This window comes from Paenibacillus sp. 2KB_20, from assembly GCF_052115765.1.
GTDB lineage: Bacteria > Bacillota > Bacilli > Paenibacillales > Paenibacillaceae > Paenibacillus_AQ.
The window spans coordinates 298,469-317,588 of record NZ_JBFRHH010000005.1 but is presented as its reverse complement, the minus strand read 5'-3'; the positions used below and the strand labels follow the sequence as shown (position 1 = coordinate 317,588).

Genomic DNA, 19,120 nt, shown 5'->3' with positions numbered 1-19,120 from the left:
GTTTGCCTCATACCTTAATCTTCTACATACAGGAGGCTAAAATGATATGCGGTTGCTTATTGCTGACGACGAACCTGTAATCCGAAGAGGCTTGGTCAAGATGGCGGAGACCTACCGTCTGCAGTTTGATGCCATTGACACGGCCGTGAATGGTGAGCATGCGCTCTCACTGATCAAGGAATTCGAGCCGGATGTACTGCTGACCGATATCCGGATGCCCCGAATGGGCGGACTGGAACTGTGTCAGGAGCTTCATGAGTTGTACGGGCATATTCAAATTATCGTCATATCGGGTTATGGCGAATTCCAATATGCACAGCAATGTCTGGCTTACGGGGTGAAGCATTATCTGCTAAAGCCGGTTACCGGCGTGGTGCTGCACCAAACCTTTGACGCGATTGTGAAACACCGCAATAAAGGCATTGTCTCGCTGGCTTCCTATGTCGATTGGATTGAAAATATCGGGCAGGAGATCTGGATGCTGCAGACCGAACAGCTCGATCGGCTGTTGGTCGATTGGAGGGCGCATCTGCAAGCGGCGGGACTCAGCGTCCCGCAGCTCCAGCAGCTGCTGGATGACGCGGTGGGCATGATTTTCCGTCGTCTCGTCTCGAAGGGGTATATGGAGGTTTCGGTGATTGAACCGATCGGTCACCACACGGTGCAGGAGCAGCTGTTGAACGAATTTGAGTTAAGGGTCAAGCAGATGACCGCGGATCTGGTGACGCAGCGGTGGGGGAATTTCAAGAATCCGCTGGATGAAGTGAAATCGTATATCGACACGCATCTATCCGAGGAGATCACCCTTGAGGAAGTAGCGGAGATGGCCGGTTATACGCCGACGTATTTTAGCGCGATGTTTAAGAAGATGACGGGCGATACCTTTGTAAGGTACCGGATTCACCGGCGAATGGAGCGGGCGAAGGAACTGCTGGCCCTGCCGCATATGCGGATCATCGACGTGGCGGCGAACGTCGGTTACGAGGATTATCCCCATTTTACGAAAATGTTCAAGAAGGTAACGGGACATACGCCGACGGAATATCGGACGATGCTGGGCTTTAACGGATGAAAAATAAACTGTACCGCAAGCTGTTTCTGTACTTTGTATCCATCATTGTGCTGACTTCCTTGTTGATCGGCATCGTTACCTACACCCGCTCATCAGCTGAGCTGGACCGCCAGCTAGACCGGCATATGTCGCAAATCGTGCAGAATGCCTTGAACCATACCGATCTGTACATTAAATCCTACGACCGTACGATGATCTCCTTATTGACCAACCGGGAATTGAAGAAATTCGTGGATTTACCTAACCCGGCGGACCATTATGATTACTATCACATCAGCTCCACAATCAAGGATACGGTATTCCGTCCTCTCATGGAACGGGGGCCCGAGCTGCTGACCATGTATCTCCTGTCTTATAACGGACATGCCACGTACAGCTTCGGTTCTGACTTTACGGCTCCGGTATTCAGTGCAGAGGAGAAAGCAAAGCAGCTGACGGATCTCCGCAATACCACGAAGGATGAAAGCGGTCTCATGATACATACGGAGAGTATTATACCTGGGCGCAGCGGCAGTGTGGTACGCATGACGAGACTGATCAAGGGATTATCCTCCACAGCGGAAAAAGGCGTACTGGCCATGGAAGTGCGTTCCCAGGAGTTATCTTCCCTCTGGAAAGGAATTGATCTGGGCGAACGGGGATACTTCTATATCGCGGATGCCAGCGGCCATGTAGTCTATCAACCTGAGGGATTGGAGCATGAAGCATCGTCTCCGGCCGAGGATCCGAAGCTGACCGCCGCCATCATGGGCGCAGACGAGGAATCCTTCAAATATACGACGGCCAATGGAGAGCAGAGGGTGTTCATGACGCGGATGTCCCCCTATTCCGGATGGCGTCTGGTTGCTTCGATGCCGCTGGAGGAGTGGCGCAAACCGATTGCCAGCATTCGTTCTACGGTTTGGACGATCGGCTTGATCAGCCTCATTGCTGCTTGTCTGCTTGCTTACCGTTTCACCCGTTCCATTACCCAGCCCATCCAGACGATTATCCGCGGGATGCGCCAGACGGAGCAGGGGCGGTGGATTCCCTTGGAGCTTCCTAAGCGCGAGGACGAGCTGACGGAAATGATGCAGCGGTACAATCTGATGGTGACCCGGCTGTCGGAGCTAATCGAGCGGGTATACGAGACCGAGCTGCAGCAGCAGAAGACGATTATCGAACGGCAAAAGGCCGAGTTCCAGGCGCTTCAGCTCCAGATCAATCCGCATTTCATGTACAACACGCTGGAGACCATCGTGTGTTATGCCGAGGTTGAAGGCTCATCGGAGATTACCGAAATGGTGTCCTCTCTTGGCTTTATGATGCGGTACTCCTTGCTGACGTCGCTGGAGGAGATCACGATCGCGAATGAGCTCAAGCACGTTTTGAACTACATGACGATCATGAAGCATCGGCACGATCTGGAGTTTGATCTGCGGGTTGAGGTTCCCCATGAGCTGCTCCTATATAAAATGGTGCGGTTAACGCTCCAGCCTTTAATTGAAAATGCATTCCAGCATGCCTTTCCGGACGGCATCGAAGCATTGCAGTACATCATTATCGCTGCCGGGTGCGATGATGATTCCTTCTGGGTCAGCGTGACGGATAACGGCATCGGCATGACCGATGAACAGCTACGCGAGGTTACGGCACGGTTATCCTACGAGTACGACCATGTGAATCGTGTGCCTGAGTCTTCCCTGAACCTTAGCGGTACCGGAGGCATCGGGCTGCTGAATGTGCATCGGCGGATTCAGCTGGTATTCGGCGAGAGTTACGGACTTCGTGTAACCTCGGCGGGCGAGGGGACAGGAACTACCATCCGCATGGTCATGCCATGTCCGCCGCATGTATAGCATAAGGCCTGCTTCCGGATTGGAGGTCAGGCCTTATGCTTTTTGAGGTGATAAGAAAGTATAACCTTCAGAGGCTTCCCCTTCTTATCTCGCAAGAATGATAGACTTTACTTGTTCTCCACTTGCGGCATGAGATGGATGGAAACGCCGCCGTACACCTTGAGACGTATCTTGATGGTATCCTTGGCGCAGCACGTTTCCGTGTGAACCTCAATGGGAGGAAGAACGGAACAATATCGATATTCGTCTGATTCCGCCTGTTCCTGATAGATCACGGCTTGGTAGGCTTGGTGGTCCTCAAGGAAATCCAGCGGAATATGGACGTCTCGTCCTCCTGCGGCACAGATGGAGGCGACAAACCATTCCGTACCCGATCGTCTTGCTATCGTAACGAATCGGCCCGGATAACCTTCCAGCAGCCGTGTTTCATCCCAGACGGCTGGAACGGCGGCCAGCAGCGGCTTGCCTGGATGATCCGCGAAGACGGAGACCACATCGGCATAATGCTGGATGCCGGATTCGAAGAGGATGGCCAGGGCCAGCTGAAGCCCTTGGGTCGTCGTGGTCCGCCTGCTGAACGTGACTGGCGTAAAATCCATGGACCCGATCACGTTCCGCGTAAACGGCAAGGTACAGAGATGAACCGCATTAGGCCCTTCACTCTGTGCCCGGTAGTATTCCGCACCGTAAACGCCTTCTCTTGTCATCACGTGAGGCCATGTCCGGTGCTCGCCGCTTGGTTTGGTGGATCCATGAAAATTGACCATCAGCCGATGCCTGGCAGCGGATTCCGCAATGGCATCATAGACCTGGAGCGTCTCTTGATTGTCGCTGTCGAAGAAGTCGACCTTGATGCCAACGGCACCCCAAGATGCCCACAGGCGTAATTTCTCTTCACGGAGTTCCTCCGTGTTCAGCCCTTTATAATGCGTCCACAACCAGATGCCGACGCCGCGCGCCTTCGCGTAATGGATGAGCTGAGGCGCATCCAGCACACTCTCCCAGCCGCCGTCCACAACGCTGTATTCCCATCCCATCTCGGCAGCAAAATCCACATGCTGCCGTTGAATGTCCATATCGCCACAGGAATCGCCTTCCGCGTACCAGGACCAGGCCGCTCTGCCGGGAGAGATCCAAGAGGTGTCTTCCAGCACGGGCGGAGGACATAAGTGAGTCGTTACCGATGAAGACACCAGATCCCTGAGCGATCCGATGATCATGACACGCCAGGGCGTCGAGAGCGGAAGCTTGGCGGCAATCGGCGTTTCCTGATCCGGGGCGTAAGCGATGCGGAGCTTCCGGCCGTCTTGCTCATCCGCTGCGAGATGACTGGCGCCATACCCCCCGTCCACAGCTGCTTCAGTCAGCAGCAGCCAATGATCCCCTGCCGATTGGACCAGCAGCGGGAAACCGAAATGCCCTCCCCGAAGATGATCCGGCATGGCATGGTCATAGGTTCGTTCATAACACCGCATGAACGGCTGGGCCCAGACATTGAGCATTCGCTCCTCCGGCAGATGGAAGCCGGAGAGCTCGTTCTCGAAACGAATATCCCCTTCTCCTTGCAGCTCATACCGGTATGCGACGCCGTCCTGAAAAGCGCGGAAACGGATTCTCACCTGATGATTCTCTACCGAAGTCAGAAGCACCAACTCGTTTGCTTCGTAAGACTGCGATTTTTGCTTGCCGGTCACAAGCTCGTAACGCTCCGTGATCGTGTTGTGCTCAACCCCTTGGATGCAGATGCCTTGCTGAAATTTGTATTGGTCGGTGATCAGCCCGAGCGGCGACCTTTCAAGAACGCGATATCGATTGTTCATGACCGTGTAAAAAAGGGGGCCGTTATGCTCCTGTTCCAGCGTGATATGCAGATTCCCGTCAGGTGAATGAAGCTGTGCATGAAACGGCGCTGACAGAGACTGGGATAGCTCATGATCCATAAACGAAACTCCTTCCTTGTCGCTCCAAGAATGACGTATCCATTGCAGCCTCATTGTAACGGACAATGCAGAGGCTTAGCATACGGCTCTGTTCGCTCCGGGTTGTGTTTTCTTACGTTGTGTTACTCCATAAAAAAACACGGCCATTCCGCAAGTTACGGCATGGTCCGGCGAGCAGCGGCTGTTTTATCATAGAAGCATATCAAGAGGCGTTTGAAAGGAGGGCATCATGTAATTGCGGGTGGATCGTAATCACTACTTATGACAAAGGATGGGTGATGATTGATGAGACAGGTACGCAAGCGTAACAGGCAGGTAAGAAGAGGAGGAATTATACTGCTATTGGGTATTCTGCTGTTTACGTTTGGCAATCCGCCAATACAGGGGGAAACGGCTGCACCGGATGTGATGGAACGGGTCAACCTGGCATGGAATAAGCGGGCGACGGCCAGTTCCGAGATCAGCGGGCGTGAAGCCGGGAAGGCCGTTGACGGCAGCCGTGATACCTACTGGCAGCCGGCGAGCACAGACCGTGAGGACATGAGTGTATTCATACAGGTGGATCTGGGGAGTGAGCAGTCCTTCAATCAGGTTGTCCTGGATTTAAATCGGGGAGATCATTTGGGAAGTATCGAGATCGATTACTCCCGTGACGGTGAGTCTTGGAGCAGAGCCTATGCGAAAAATGGGGGCATTCGAGCGGACGGTCAGGAAGTGATGACGTTTGATTCCGTAAGCGCTTCCCACATTCGGGTAACGCTGCTTCTAAGCCGAAATCTCAATGTTCAGCTAAAGGAGTTGGAGCTTTATATGCAGGATGGAGATCAAGGGATTCCGTCCGATGTAACGGAGCTGGCCTTCGTGAAGCCTGATGGAACCCCTTATATCAACAATGAGGAACTGACCTTGGACATTGGAGGCACATCTGCCGTGGAGGCGCGCGGCAAACGGGGGAACGGGGAATGGATTTCGCTGCCTCAAGGCCAGATTCAATATCAAGCCGTGGGAACCAGCGCTGCGGTTACTGCCGAAGGTTCGGTAACGGGGGTCAAGGTAGGAGCGACCCGGTTATATGCGGAAACCAGCATCAACGGTCAAGGGATACGTACACCGGATTTCTGGATTGTGGTGAAGGATGATCAGGAGTTCCAGGATGCGAAATACATTGCCTTCAGCTCGTTCACGCATAAGGCGTTGGTCCAGAAGATTGGCGAGGCGGCGATCTTGGAGGAAGGCGAGGAGCTGCCAGTCGTAACAATCGCTCCGAATAGGGATGGAACTGTATCCGCCAGATGGTTCAAGGACGGTCAATCCAGAGGTTCGCTGGGCACAAAGGCGCTGCAGGCAGGGGTAGTGCAATCGTTAACGCTTCCGGGTGGGATGAAGGTACCGGGCACGTACGAGGTGCGGATGACTTTCCAAACCACAGACGGGGGAACCTACTTCGACAGCTTGTTTTATACCGTCATGCCCAAGAAGGGAACTCCTGAAGGTCAGAGCCAAATCGCCTATACCGGAAAAGACGGTAGGATGGTATATGTTCCCGATTATAAGGGGAACCGGATCATCGATTTCTCGAACGTCGGTTATATGGGTGGCGGTGTGAAACTGCCCGATGTTCAGGCGAGGATTGCCGTACAGCCGACCGGAGGGGATGATACGGCGATGCTGCAAGCAGCGATTGATGAGGTGTCCCGGCTGCCGCGTGACGCAGATGGTTTCCGGGGGGCGGTGCTGCTGAAGAAAGGCACGTATCTGGTCGACGGTTCCCTGAACATTCAGGCCAGCGGGGTCGTGCTGCGGGGTGAAGGCAAGAGTGAGGACGGCACCATCATCCGTGGCACGGGAACAACGGCCAGAAATTTGATTGTTGTCGGTGGAACGAACGGTGCCGCTATTGTGGACGGGACGGAGACGGACATTCAGGATTTGTACGTTCCGGCAGGATCCCGATCGTTTCATGTGCAGAATGCCTCCGGTTATCAGGTGGGCGATTCCGTCATTGTTCGAAGAATCGGTAATGACCGCTGGATTCATGAGATCGGCATGGATCATATCTATATGCGGCCAGGGACCGGGGGAACGGAGCAATGGTCCTCGTTCAATCTGGATTTTGACCGCGTCATTACGGCCATCGACGGCAACCGGATTACGGTGGATGCTCCATTAGCAAATGCCATTGAACGTCAATGGGGTGGAGGCAAGCTGTTCAAGGCGACGGATGAATCTCGAATCGAACAGGTTGGGATTGAGAATATGCGCGCCATTTCCGATTTTGATCCGAGCAAGACCGATACCAAGATGGATAACGATGTTCTGGATACCCCGTATTATTCCGATGAGGCACACGCGGAGCGCTTCATTATGATGAACAGCGTGAAGAATGCCTGGGTGCGCGAGGTGGACGGCTACCATTTCTCCTACGCCTTGGTGCAGGTCGGGCGGCAGGCCAAATGGGTCACCGTACAGGACAGCGAAACGTACGACATGGTCAGCGTGATTACGGGCGGTCGTCGTTACAGCTTTTTCATCCAAGGGCAATTAAATCTGGTACAGCGCAATTATACGGAAACTTCACGTCATGCTTATGTCATTGAGAGCCGCGTACAAGGACCGAATGTCATGTACGACAATAAGGCCACTCGCGAATACAATACAAGCGAGCCGCACCACCGCTGGTCCACCGGCGGCCTGTACGACAACGTCAGTGCGCGCATCAGCGTCCGCGACCGCGGATGGCTGGGCAGCGGACATGGCTGGGCGGGAGCGAATTACGTTATGTGGAATACCGAGGGAGGGCTTGTTGCGCAGAAGCCTCCAACGGCACAAAACTATGTCATCGGACACATCCCGACGGAAGACGGTTTGAACGTGAAACCGCTCGTTCCAAACGATTATGATTCAAGACCGCGTGAGGACGGCTATTGGGAATACGCCGACCGGCATGTAGCGCTCCAGAGTTTATTCGTTCAGCAGTTGAAGGATCGTCTGGGCCAGCAAGCGGTGGATAATCTGGCCCGTACGCCTGTGGGCGGCGGTGCGATCGATATACCAGAGCAGCCTTAATTATATATAGCGAACAGGGGATTATCAGGGGAGACGCTGATCGTCCCCTTCTTCGCGAAGAAGGAGACGTGTATGAAGGTGGAGAGGGAGACAACAGGAAGAGATACGGAACGTTCTCTTGGCGGACATCATGCGGAGCCGCATGCATTACGGCACGGCAAGAATGAAGCGGCAGGTTATGAAACCGCATGGCGGCAGCCTGACACGTCTGTAAGTCGGCGCTTGCGGTTATGGTTCGCTTCCCCGGCTGCGGAGTGGAATGAGGCATTGCCCATCGGGAATGGGCGCTTGGGCGGCATGGTCTTTGGCAAGACCTCGCTTGAGCGGGTGCAGCTCAACGAAGACTCCCTCTGGTATGGTGGTCCGGGAAGGGGAGCCAACCCTGACGCCACCGAATATCTGAGCGAGATCAGACAGATGCTGCGGGATGGACGTCAGGCCGAGGCCGAGCATCTAGCCCGGATGGCGATGACTTCATCCCCGAAATACGAGCAGCCTTATCAGCCGCTGGGCGATCTGCTTCTAAAATTCCTGGATGCCGAGGAAGCGGTGGAGCATTACGAGCGAGAGCTTGATTTGGAGCGGTCCATGGTGACCGTATCCTATTCTTCGAGCGGCATAGGCTATCGCAGGCAGTATTTTGTCAGTGCGCCGGATGGCGTGATGGTGATTCGCCTAACTGCCGATCGGCCCGGGGCGCTGACGTTTGCGGCAAACCTGATGCGCCGTCCTTTTGACAGCGGAACAGAGTCGTTAGGGCACGATACCTTGCTGATGAAGGGCGAATGCGGCGCAGACGGCATTTCCTTCTGCACGGCGCTGCGTGCTGTCGCTGTGGGAGGAAGCGTACGAACCATCGGTGATTTTCTCTCGGTTGAAGGCGCGGACTCGGTTACGCTGCTGCTGTCAGCCCAGACGAGCTTTCGGTGCCAGCAGCCGGGCCAGGTATGTCTGGAGCAGTTGGATTGTGCGGCAGGCATGTCGTTCGAACAGCTGGAAAGCCGTCATCTGGAGGAGTATCGGGAGAAGTTTGAGCGGTTCTTGCTAACTCTCGGTTCCAGCAAGAAGGATGCGAATAGAGCGGGCTTAACCGAAAGAGAAGTTGACATTCCGAATGTGATGGGTCGCGTTGTCGGTCCAGATCAAGTTGAAATTTTAAATCGAGCAGAAGACGATTTGCTATCCCTGCCTACCGATCAGCGGCTGAATCTGTTGAAGGATAGAGTGAAGACGGAAGGTTCCTCTGCGGAAAACAGTGATCCCGAATTGATTGCTCTATACGTACAGTACGGGCGCTATTTGCTCATCTCCTGCTCCAGACCCGGATCTCTCGCAGCGAACCTGCAGGGCATATGGAATGACAGCTTCACCCCGCCCTGGGAGTCGAAGTATACAATCAATGTGAATATTCAGATGAACTATTGGCCGGCAGAGCTGCTGGGCCTGGCGGAATGCCACGAGCCGCTGTTTGACCTGATTCACCGCATGCTCCCGAATGGCCGGGACACGGCTCGCGAGATGTATGGCTGCCGTGGCTTCGCAGCTCATCACAATACCAATCTCTGGGGAGAGACCCGGCCTGAAGGAATATTGATGACCTGTACCATATGGCCGATGGGAGCCGCCTGGCTGTGCCTTCATCTATGGGAGCATTACCGGTTTGGCGGGGATGCGGATTTCCTGCGGGAACGAGCGTATCCGGTCATGAAGGAAGCGGCGATATTCCTGCTGGATTATATGACTGTGGATGAGGAAGGGAGACGAGTAACCGGACCTTCCGTTTCGCCGGAGAACCGATTCATGCTTCCGAACGGAGCCGTCGGCAGCCTCTGCATGGGACCCGCTATGGATGCGCAGATTGCGACGGCCTTGTTTCGGGCCTGTCTTGCGGCAGGCCAGCTTGTCGGAGATGAGGACACCTTCCTTGAAGAGCTTCAAACGGCGCTGCAAGAAATTCCGGCACCGCGGATTGGAAGGCATGGAGGGATCATGGAGTGGCTGGATGATTACGAGGAGGCCGATCCCGGACACCGGCACATCTCGCAGCTGTTCGCCCTGTATCCGGGGGAGCAAATTGATCCCGTTCAGTCCCCGGAGCTTGCCGAGGCGGCTTGCAAGACCTTGGAGCGCCGGCTTGCGCATGGCGGCGGTCACACCGGCTGGAGCCGCGCCTGGATCATCAATTATTACGCCAGGCTGCAGCGCAGCGCGGAAGCGCACGAGCATCTGGTGAATCTGCTGGCTTCCTCAACTTACCCGAATCTGCTGGATTGCCATCCGCCTTTTCAAATCGACGGTAATTTCGGCGGGATTGCCGGCGTTGCAGAAATGCTATTGCAGTCGCACACGGGAGAGTTAAGGCTGCTCCCGGCCCTGCCCCCGCAGTGGAATAGCGGCAAGGTGAAGGGGCTTCGTGCCCGGGGCGGCTTTGTTGTCGACATGCGCTGGGAGGAAGGTGAACTGACCCAGGTGAAGATTCGCGCCGACAGGGCGGGCGAATGCAGGCTATGGTCCCGTTCATCGCTTGTCCTCATAGAGGAAGAGTCCAATAAGGTCACGTTGATAAGCGCAAGTATATCCGAAGCAGGTTATAGCTATTCTTTTTCCATGGTGAAGGGGAGCGATTGTATTTTGAGGAAGGCTGGGAGCGGGAGAAATAAAGAGGGTTAAAAAAGCTAATAAATCAATTAGAATAAAGAAATCTCTCTCTGAGAGATAAAAATATAATGTTACAAACGATAAACAACGAAAGTAACCCACTCCTAAGGTTGGCGCCTAAGTGGGTTACTTTCTCATTCCTGACTTGATCTTGGAGGAGAAATCCTGCTCAAGATGTTTGTACAAAGGAGTGGCCATAGGCCGGCTTCTCCTTATAGCTATTCTTATCTTATCACACCCATTTCTAGAACTACCGTGGTGATGAACCATGAGACCAGGTGTGTTCTAATAATGCTAAATCATTTTTGAAGAAAACCACGCGGTATGATGGAGCCCTAGGGATTTCGTAATCGATCATGCTTTCCGATCCATTTTAATAACGTATAACTGCTTGCATTTTTTCGTCTGAACTAAGCTTAGCCTTAGAAAAAACTGCACCTCCAATGTTAGATGGTGTCTGACAATTGGGATGCTGTTCAAAATCGGATGTGGTTTTCTTGTTCTTTTCCAGGCTTATTTCATCGCTTTGAACGTGGGACAAGGGAGGGCTTGCATACATATATATAAAAACAAAGGAGAGCGTTCAGATGGAAGAAAACACACTAGGTTTAATCCTTACGCGTCGTTTGCAAGAATGCGGGATATCCATGCGGAAGCTGGCTTCCTTGACGAATGTGGACCCTGCGACCATATCTCGAATCATTAATGGGAAAACGAGACCGAAAGAGCAGCTCCTGGATCAAATCGCCTTCCATTTGGAGCTCGATCCCCTCACCTTATTTGTCGCAGCAGGGTACGGTCAAGATGAGCTTAAGCAATTTTATAAGTCGATTGAGAAGATGGTCCGAGTACTGCTATCGTCCACAACCATCAATTGGGTGGCCACGACAGAGAAAATCGAAAGCACGCTGGCAGAATACAGAGAATTCTCCAAGACACCGGAGGGTGAGCGGATTATTCAAACTGAGCTGAAAGCCAAACTGCAGAGGATCAATGGCCAAGGGCCCTTTATTGAGAAAATCGAGCAGATGCATGAGCAATACCTTAACAACTCTCTGTCGCCAGAGGCTTCCCCCATAATCGGCAGTGCGCTGCTCTATTTTATTTTGGAGAAAGACATTATCCCCGACAACCTGTTTCCGCTGGGATTTATCGACGACGCCCTGGCCATTCAGCTGGCCCTGGATCAGATCATCGCGATGGAATAGCGGGATCGCGGCTTTCGCGTGCAACAAAAAACATCATTTTATTTATATTGTTGCACATCCTTGCAACACCTCTCATATAGATACATGGAATCAGAACAAAAATGGGAGAGTGGTCGAAACATGACGGCATGGATCATCGTTGCCCTTCTAACGTTGTCCTCGAGCATCGATAACTTGGGGGCAGGGCTGGCTTATGGCATCCGGAACATCCGGATGCCGTTTATCACGAACATGGGAATTGCGTTGATTGGATTTATCTTCAGCATGGCTGGAATCTATTTTGGACTGTGGTTGTCCTCTATACTTCCTGGAGTGCTGCCGGCCGTGTTAGGCGCTATTTTCTTGTTCTTGATCGGTCTGCGTATCGTGCTTCTGGCCAAAAGCACGAACGATCCGAACGTCACTTCAAGTATAGGCATCGGGGAAGCCATCATGCTCGGTATTGCGCTTTCAGCCAATGCGTTAACCAATGGTGTCGGAGCAGGGCTTCTCGGATTTCCACCGCTAGGCATTTCCCTGCTTGCTGCTGCGGGAAGCCTTATCTGCGTATGGGGAGGGACCGCCTTAGGATTGCGTCTCAAAAATATTCGCATCGGTTCCTATTCCCTCGGCCAGTTCGGGACCGTCATTAGCGGGGTTCTGCTGGTTGCTGTCGGGATTTCAATATTCTTCTAACTGATCACTTGGAAAGCCTGGGATGGATCAGGCTTTCTTTTGATTGTTCTACTTGTCCATACCCCAGGAGGGGGATTTCAGAAAAGATAACCCGCTATAATTGAGACCGCAGTCTGTTGCACAGCCGCGATTGAGAGGATCCTGTAGGCTTCGCATGTACTTGCAGCAGCATACGACTCAGGCATGCTGGCTGTTCTGTGGGTCAGAGCTTTGCTGTCCGTTCGGTCAACGGTACCTGGGCGGCCATGACCGCAGCTGGGCTGTTGTACGTCCTGAGGAGATCTTCCAAGGTTTCCGCCTGATGATGGTTGCGGCAGGCGTTGCAGCTATAATACAAAAGGGTTAGGCAGAGGGCATGAGTGCCCGATCTGCCTAACCCTTTTTTTTCACACCCCTCAACCATATAAGTACGACTTCACGTCCTGCCCGATGTAGGCTCTCCATATGATCAGATTGTAAGGATCGTCCCAGTCGATCTGCTGCGGCTCTTCAAACATGCGGTGCAGGCGGTTGTTGTTGAAGATGATGGAGCCGCATTGATCAAAAGCCACCCCGTCTACCCACAGCATCCTGTCGTCGGACAGCAGCTTGTTGAACGAGCGAGTGTACGGTGAATAGTAACCGATCCCCTTGCCTTCGAGCATGGTGTAGAATATATGGCCTTGATTGTCGGCATGCATGCCGTCGGTTGTCGTTCCTTTGCTGCCTAGGGTCTGAACGGAATTCCGGATGATTGAATCGGGAATATTGAAATTCCGCAGCAGTCCTGTATCGATAGCGTACAGATTGCGCCCCGTTACCTGGCAGTAGAATAGAGTTCCGCGATCCGCGGATAATGCTATGCCGTCGGCGCCGATCCGGATCGGCTTGTCGCGGTATACCGGCTCGGTATCAATCTCAAACCGGAATCGGGGCACGTCCTGCGTACTGTAATGACTGTCGAGGACGCGCCGAAATGTCTTCGTTCTCATATTGTAGACGATAATTCCGCCATACAGCGGATGGTCCGGCCAGCCGGAGCCCGAATCGGTGATATAGGCATAGCCGTTTCGGTTATCCACCACGATGTCGTTCAGGAACGACGTTCGGGGAGGGGCAATATCATCCGGAATGACAATGGAATCGAGCAGGCGGTTAGCGTTCAGATCCCAGATGACCAGTTTTTGCGAGCCTTCGGGCGAAGTATCGTATGCGATTTTTCCTTGATCCAGAATCCACATCCGATGATGCTCATCAATTTCGTAGCCAAGGACGGATTGCAGCTTTCGCACATCCCCTGGTGTATTCCACTCCCAGCTTGGAAAAGCCTCCAGTACGGGCTTGCCGTTCACCATTACAATGGTGTTCAGCGTAGCGGGAATCCCTTCCGCCCAGCGCGGAACCGATACATAGAAGCGTCCCTTTAGGTCCACTTTGACACCTGCGGGCATGCAATGCTTCCAATACTGATGCTCCTCGAATCGCTGCTTCATCGCAGCATTCGGGAAGTTCCAGTCCAGGCGGTTCCAATGGAAGAGGATCTGGTACGGACTTGTATAGCTATGGGCTTGCTTATCATGAAGGGCGGCAGGCTGCTGCCACTGGTCCTCCATGGAATGATACGGTATACGCATATTTGTAAGACCTCCCGATAACATGCTCGGTTCATCCATTACGGCAGCGATAATTCATTCTTCGCGCTGATTCCTCTGAATTAGTTATATGCCCAGAGGGATGGATTGGCACCGAAAATATTTACGAAGAGATCTTTTTTCAGAGTACCCGTTACACTTGCATAACCTTAATCAGATTCGTGTTACCGGATTGACCGATCGGCACGCCTGCAGACAATACGATAATGTCGCCTTTTTCGATGTAACCTGTCTTGATGGCATTGCGAGTAGCGGATTCGAACATTTCGTCCGTCGTTGTGACCTTGTCGCCTTTTACCGGAATGACGCCGGAGAGCAAGCAGATTTTGGCCAGCACTTCTTCATGCTGTGTAACCGCGATAATTGGTGCTTGTGGCCGATATTTCGAAATCATCCGCGCCGTAAATCCGCTCTCCGTTGACGTAATGATAGCTTTGGCATTCAGCACGAGGGAGGAGCTAACCGCACCCTGACTAATAACCTCGGTAATATCGGCTACTTGCTGTCTGGATTTGAAAGCGAATTGGTCTTTATAATCGATCATCGTTTCGGCGCGGCGGGCAACTGCCGCCATCGTACGCACGGATTCTACCGGATATTTGCCCGCGGCGGATTCTCCGGACAGCATGACCACGTCAGCACCCTGGATCACCGCGTTAGCCACGTCGCTCACCTCGGAGCGGGTCGGGCGGGGATTGACCTGCATCGATTCCAGCATATGCGTTGCCACGATTACCGGTTTGCCGGCCAGGTTGCATTTATCGATCATTTCTTTTTGCATCATAGGCACTTCTTCGATCGGCACTTCGACGCCAAGGTCGCCGCGGGCAACCATGATGCCGTCGGAGGCTTCAATGATGTCGTCCAGGTTCTGCATGCCCTCCTCATTCTCGATCTTGGAGATGATCTGCACATGCTCTGCGCCGCGTTCCTTCAGAATGCTGCGGATTTCGCGGATATTATCGCCATGGCGCACGAAAGAAGCGGCAATGATCTCGATGTTGTTCTCCAGACCGAAGCCGATATGCATGACGTCACGCTCGGTGACCCCAGGAAGTGTCGTTTTGATTCCAGGGAGGTTGACGCCTTTACGCGGTTTAAGCACGCCGCCGCTAATGATTTTGCAAAGAATGTCCGGTCCGTCGACACGGAGAACGTTCAGGTCTACGAGGCCGTCATCGATCAAGATGCGGTCGCCCGGTTTCACGACTAGATTCAGCTCGGCATAATTGACCGAGATGCGCTGGGCGTCTCCCAGAATTTCTTCGGTAGTCAGGATCAGTTCCTCACCTGGTTTGAGCGTGCAGGAAGCCTCTTTCAGCTTGCCGATCCGTACTTCGGGTCCTTTAATGTCCATCATGATGGGTACATACGTGTTTAATTCGGATGCGGCCTGGCGAACATTCCGGATACGGGCCACGTGATCTTCCGGCTCTCCGTGTGCCATATTCAAGCGGGCAACGGTCATTCCCTCCTGAATCATGTTTTTCAACAGCTCAATGGAATCGCATGCGGGTCCCATCGTACAAATGATTTTGGTTTTTAGCATGGCTGTTTGTTCCTCCTTTGTATTTGCACTCTTCAGCTTTTTTGCAGCATTCGAGCTCATTCAAACTACCCTAATGATCACATTGTAGCCTGTCTTGTCGAATCATGATATGAACTATAGTACAATGAATGGATTATAGTATCGTATTTGAGGTGGGTTATGATCACTCCGGTAGAAGTAAAACAAATTAGCGGTGTCGATTGGTATGAAGAAGCTGACCATGAGAAGCGAGCATGGCGCTTAAGCCTTGTGACATATGGAAAATGTGTATATTGGGTGAATGGCGATAAGCAGATTATGGAGAAAGGTGAGTTGCTGCTTATTCCAGCCGATGTTCCGTATTATGGCAAAAGCATCCCTACCGTGACGCACACGCAAATTGCCGTTGAGTGGACAGACCAGTTATCGACGGGATTATCGGTGCTTGAACGAGAAGAAGCTTTAAAACATAAACCCGGCTGTTATGAGTTGATCCGCGAACGGTTGAAGGTGATCCATCAGCAGTGGCAGGAACGCCCATCTTATTATGTCTTGATGATAGAAGCATTATTGACAGAAGTGTTGATTTATATCAGTCGTGAGCTGGACAAGGGCGTGATCACGCCGGAGAAGCACTTGCATGTGGAACGGATGAAGTCTTATATTGAGCGGCATTACCGTGAGAAAATAACGAAAGAAGAGCTGGGCGATGCCATCGGCAAAACCCCCAATTACGCAGCGGTACTCTTTAAGAGTGTTACGGGGCAGACCATCAGCCAGTACGTGCACGCCCAGCGGATCAAACGGGCAGTGTATTTGTTAACGGAATCGCAGCTGACGGTACAGGAGATTGCCGTATTTCTCGGATATCAGGACCTCTCCTACTTTTATAGAATTTATAAACGAGTCACGGGGAGCGCCCCATCGGATTTATTGCATGAGCGTCCACGAACGATCTAGGAAGTTTAACGCAAAAAAGAGGGCTGCGCCCTCTTTCTGGTGATTGCTGTTTTATTGAGCAGCGTCATTTTCGAATAACTGCTTCACATACTGCCGCAGTTTCGTTTTATCTACGCCGAGCACTTGTGCCCGTCCGGCCTTCTCGTTTGTCAGCAGTGAGAACGGCGGAAGCTGCTGCTGGTCGATTTTATCCATATTTACATCAAAACCGAGAGCCATCAGCTTCAGCATTTCTTTGGGGCTTAGGTCGGTTTCGATGTATGGCGCAATTGAATCCAGGATGCTGGGCAGCTTGAACAAAGAGCCTGTGGTCTGCATCTTCTTGGCGACTTCCGTCATGAGAATCCGTTGTCGTTCCGTACGGGCAAAATCGGATCTTGCATCGTGCCGGAACCGGACGTATTGCAACGCCATCTTGCCGTCGAGGTGCTGAAGCCCTTGCTTTAAATCGATGTCGTACATATGCTTGTCCGCTTTGCTTGTGTAATACATATCTTTCTCCACCTCAATGTCGACTCCGCCAATGGCGTCGACCAGGGCTATGAATCCGACAAAATCGGTGTAAACATATTTATGTATGGGCATGTCCAACAAATCGCTGATGGTTTGTCTGGTCAGCTCGATTCCGCCGTAAGCAAATGCCGAATTCAGCCGTCCTTTGCCATGGCCGGGGATGTCCACATAGGTATCTCGCAAAATCGAGAATAAATGAGCTCTTTTCGTGACAGGATCGATGGAGGCAACCAGCATGGTGTCGGATCTGCCGGCATCGTCTCCCCGGGAGTCTCCTCCAATCAGGAGAATATTAATGCGTTCTTTACCCTCCCACTTGGGTATCTCGATGATTTCCTCCGACGCGGCGCCCGAAGTATCCGCCTGCTCCGCCGAATTCGAAGCGGTCGAAATTTGGTTTGAGAATTGTATAATAGCGTAGGTATAGTACGAGATAATCCCCAAGATTCCAACGGATAATAAGAGCATGGTGTATTTTAACCATTTCCTTTTCATAGTTCCTATAACATCCTTTCTGTTTTACTAACTGCATAATTGACCATTCTAGCAAAATAATGAACAAAAATCATATTTTCCCGGAAAAACGATTCGGGAAAGTCGATATATTCCGGTCGGATGAGCCGGTTGACTCTCCTCCAAGGGGAGACCTTAGACTGGAAGTCGAAGGAGGGAACCAGCGTATGTTATACACGGTAAAAGAGGTTTCGGAGCTGTCCGGGGTGACCATCAAAGCGCTGCATCATTATCATAAAATCGGCCTGCTCTTGCCTGCCGAGATCAGTGAAGCGGGTTATCGCTTGTACGGTACTGCCGAGCTGGAGCGATTGCAGCACATTCTGTTTTACAGGGAAATGGATTTTTCGTTGGACCAAATCAAGGCACTGATGGAGAAGGCCCCTGAACGGCGGAAGATGCTGTTACAACAGGAGAAGCAGCTGATGGATCGCGCAGATCGATTGGATACGATTCTGAAAACCTTAAGAACATCCTTAACCAGTACGGAGGAGGGCAAGCGCATGGAGCCTCGGGAATTATTCAAAGGTTTTGAGAGCGAAGAAGAATGGAAGGAAGCCTTAGCAGAGCAAAATGAGCATCTGAAAGAGCAGTATGATGTGGATTTGCTCGAGGGTGAACCCGTTGATGTGCCAAGCATGAACGAGCAGGCAAGGGAAGCGGCTGCCTTTATGGCAGACATGGCAAATGCGTTGAAAACGGGGATCAAACACGATGATGTGCGAGTACGGGATTCGATTCGGGATCATCTGCAGTTTATGAATGAGCAGGGCCACGCCTTTACGGCTGCGGAATTTGCGGGTCAAACGAAGTTTTTCCTGAATGATGACTTTCATCTCCGGATGCTGGAGGAGCAGCAAACGGGGCTGGCTTATTATCTGCATGCGGCTGCGGAGGCGTATGCGCATCTGACGTAAATAGGGTGATTAAGCCGCGCGGGTCGCGGCTTTTATCATTTTTAAGGGTGTAGGAATTCTATGAGGAAATCGGCCGCAAGGGCGGAGAATCCCGCGGCAATCAAAACAATAACGATTAAATGAAATCTACAATCATAAAAAAATAGCAAGCTTTAAAAAGCAGCGGCGGATTCCGTTCAAAGGGAACCGCCGCTGCTTTATTTTTGAGCTAACCGTAACCGCCGAGCCCGGCGTTTGCCAGACGCTGTCAGGCATTGAATTCAAGTCCACCGAGCCGCCCACAGCTTCATTTCCTTGCAGATGACATGAAGGTCCATGCCTTTGGGTGTCAGCGTGTATTCCACCGTAACCGGAACGGTAGGGAATACTTCGCGTTCAAGCACGCCCTGTTCCTCCAGATGGCGAAGCGTCGTGGTCAGAGCCCGCGGACTGACATTCGGGATTTGCCGCTGCAGCTCGCCAAATCGTTTCGTGCCGCCAAAGAGCTCGCGGATGACGAGAAATGCCCATTTTCCGCCTAAGACCAGCAATGTTTTTTCGATATTGCATTCGATATGTTCGGGAGTTTTCGGTATGTAACTGCTCGATTTATTTCCCATAA

Annotated in this window: 13 protein-coding genes and 1 pseudogene; 9 read left to right on the top strand and 5 right to left on the bottom strand. The window is 52.3% G+C overall.

The annotated features are described in order from the left end of the window. Positions 1-46: 46 nt before the first annotated feature. Complete coding sequence (locus tag AB4124_RS15985) at positions 47-1,072, top strand: response regulator transcription factor (protein ID WP_100540505.1); 1,026 nt, start codon at positions 47-49, stop codon at positions 1,070-1,072. Continuing rightward, positions 1,069-2,910 (top strand): cache domain-containing sensor histidine kinase, encoded by a 1,842-nt coding sequence (locus AB4124_RS15980; RefSeq protein ID WP_441973455.1) that lies wholly within the window; start codon positions 1,069-1,071, stop codon positions 2,908-2,910. Before AB4124_RS15985 ends, AB4124_RS15980 begins: the two co-directional genes overlap by 4 nt. Before the next feature lie 107 nt (positions 2,911-3,017). Here the strand turns inward: AB4124_RS15980 and AB4124_RS15975 are convergent, their stop codons facing one another. Beyond that, positions 3,018-4,850, bottom strand: a complete 1,833-nt coding sequence (locus tag AB4124_RS15975) for a glycoside hydrolase family 97 catalytic domain-containing protein (protein ID WP_441973454.1) — start codon at positions 4,848-4,850, stop codon at positions 3,018-3,020. A gap of 285 nt (positions 4,851-5,135) precedes the next feature. Between AB4124_RS15975 and AB4124_RS15970 the strand changes: the two genes are divergently transcribed. From AB4124_RS15970 to AB4124_RS15955, 4 genes are all read left to right on the top strand, one after another. Next, entirely contained in the window at positions 5,136-7,916 is a 2,781-nt protein-coding gene (locus tag AB4124_RS15970; RefSeq protein WP_441973570.1) for a discoidin domain-containing protein, read from the top strand. A 72-nt stretch (positions 7,917-7,988) separates the two neighbouring features. After that, the gene (locus AB4124_RS15965; RefSeq protein WP_441973453.1) at positions 7,989-10,586 is read left to right on the top strand and encodes a glycoside hydrolase family 95 protein; all 2,598 of its coding nucleotides are present in this window, start codon (positions 7,989-7,991) and stop codon (positions 10,584-10,586) included. Between the two features lie 575 nt (positions 10,587-11,161). After that, complete coding sequence (locus AB4124_RS15960; RefSeq protein ID WP_441973452.1) at positions 11,162-11,782, top strand: helix-turn-helix domain-containing protein; 621 nt, start codon at positions 11,162-11,164, stop codon at positions 11,780-11,782. An 84-nt stretch (positions 11,783-11,866) separates the two neighbouring features. Beyond that, positions 11,867-12,457, top strand: coding sequence for a manganese efflux pump (locus AB4124_RS15955; RefSeq protein ID WP_441973451.1), 591 nt, complete (start codon positions 11,867-11,869; stop codon positions 12,455-12,457). A gap of 395 nt (positions 12,458-12,852) precedes the next feature. Here AB4124_RS15955 and AB4124_RS15950 read toward each other — a convergent pair whose 3' ends face one another. Next, positions 12,853-14,070 carry an L-dopachrome tautomerase-related protein gene (locus AB4124_RS15950; RefSeq protein ID WP_441973450.1) on the bottom strand — a complete coding sequence of 406 codons (1,218 nt, stop codon included), beginning with the start codon at positions 14,068-14,070 and terminating at the stop codon, positions 12,853-12,855. A 151-nt stretch (positions 14,071-14,221) separates the two neighbouring features. Next, entirely contained in the window at positions 14,222-15,637 is a 1,416-nt protein-coding gene (gene pyk / locus AB4124_RS15945; protein ID WP_441973449.1) for a pyruvate kinase, read from the bottom strand. 159 nt (positions 15,638-15,796) lie between these two features. On the opposite strand from pyk, the gene AB4124_RS15940 reads away from it, so the two are divergent. Beyond that, on the top strand, positions 15,797-16,576 hold the full coding sequence (locus AB4124_RS15940) for a helix-turn-helix transcriptional regulator (RefSeq protein WP_430180782.1): 780 nt from the start codon (positions 15,797-15,799) through the stop codon (positions 16,574-16,576). Between the two features lie 51 nt (positions 16,577-16,627). Here AB4124_RS15940 and AB4124_RS15935 read toward each other — a convergent pair whose 3' ends face one another. Continuing rightward, positions 16,628-17,584: an LCP family protein gene (locus AB4124_RS15935; RefSeq protein WP_430111713.1), complete on the bottom strand. Its 957-nt coding sequence runs from the start codon at positions 17,582-17,584 to the stop codon at positions 16,628-16,630. A gap of 185 nt (positions 17,585-17,769) precedes the next feature. Here AB4124_RS15935 and AB4124_RS15930 point away from each other — a divergent pair, with 185 nt between their 5' ends. Together AB4124_RS15930 and AB4124_RS15925 are read left to right on the top strand one after the other, a co-directional pair. Then, positions 17,770-18,519: a MerR family transcriptional regulator gene (locus AB4124_RS15930; RefSeq protein WP_441973448.1), complete on the top strand. Its 750-nt coding sequence runs from the start codon at positions 17,770-17,772 to the stop codon at positions 18,517-18,519. A 53-nt stretch (positions 18,520-18,572) separates the two neighbouring features. Further along, positions 18,573-18,638, top strand: a pseudogene (locus AB4124_RS15925) (KGG domain-containing protein); the annotation flags it as partial. A 141-nt stretch (positions 18,639-18,779) separates the two neighbouring features. On the opposite strand, the gene AB4124_RS15920 reads toward AB4124_RS15925, so the two are convergent. Beyond that, entirely contained in the window at positions 18,780-19,118 is a 339-nt protein-coding gene (locus AB4124_RS15920) for a winged helix-turn-helix transcriptional regulator (protein WP_071221283.1), read from the bottom strand. Between the last annotated feature and the right edge of the window lie 2 nt (positions 19,119-19,120).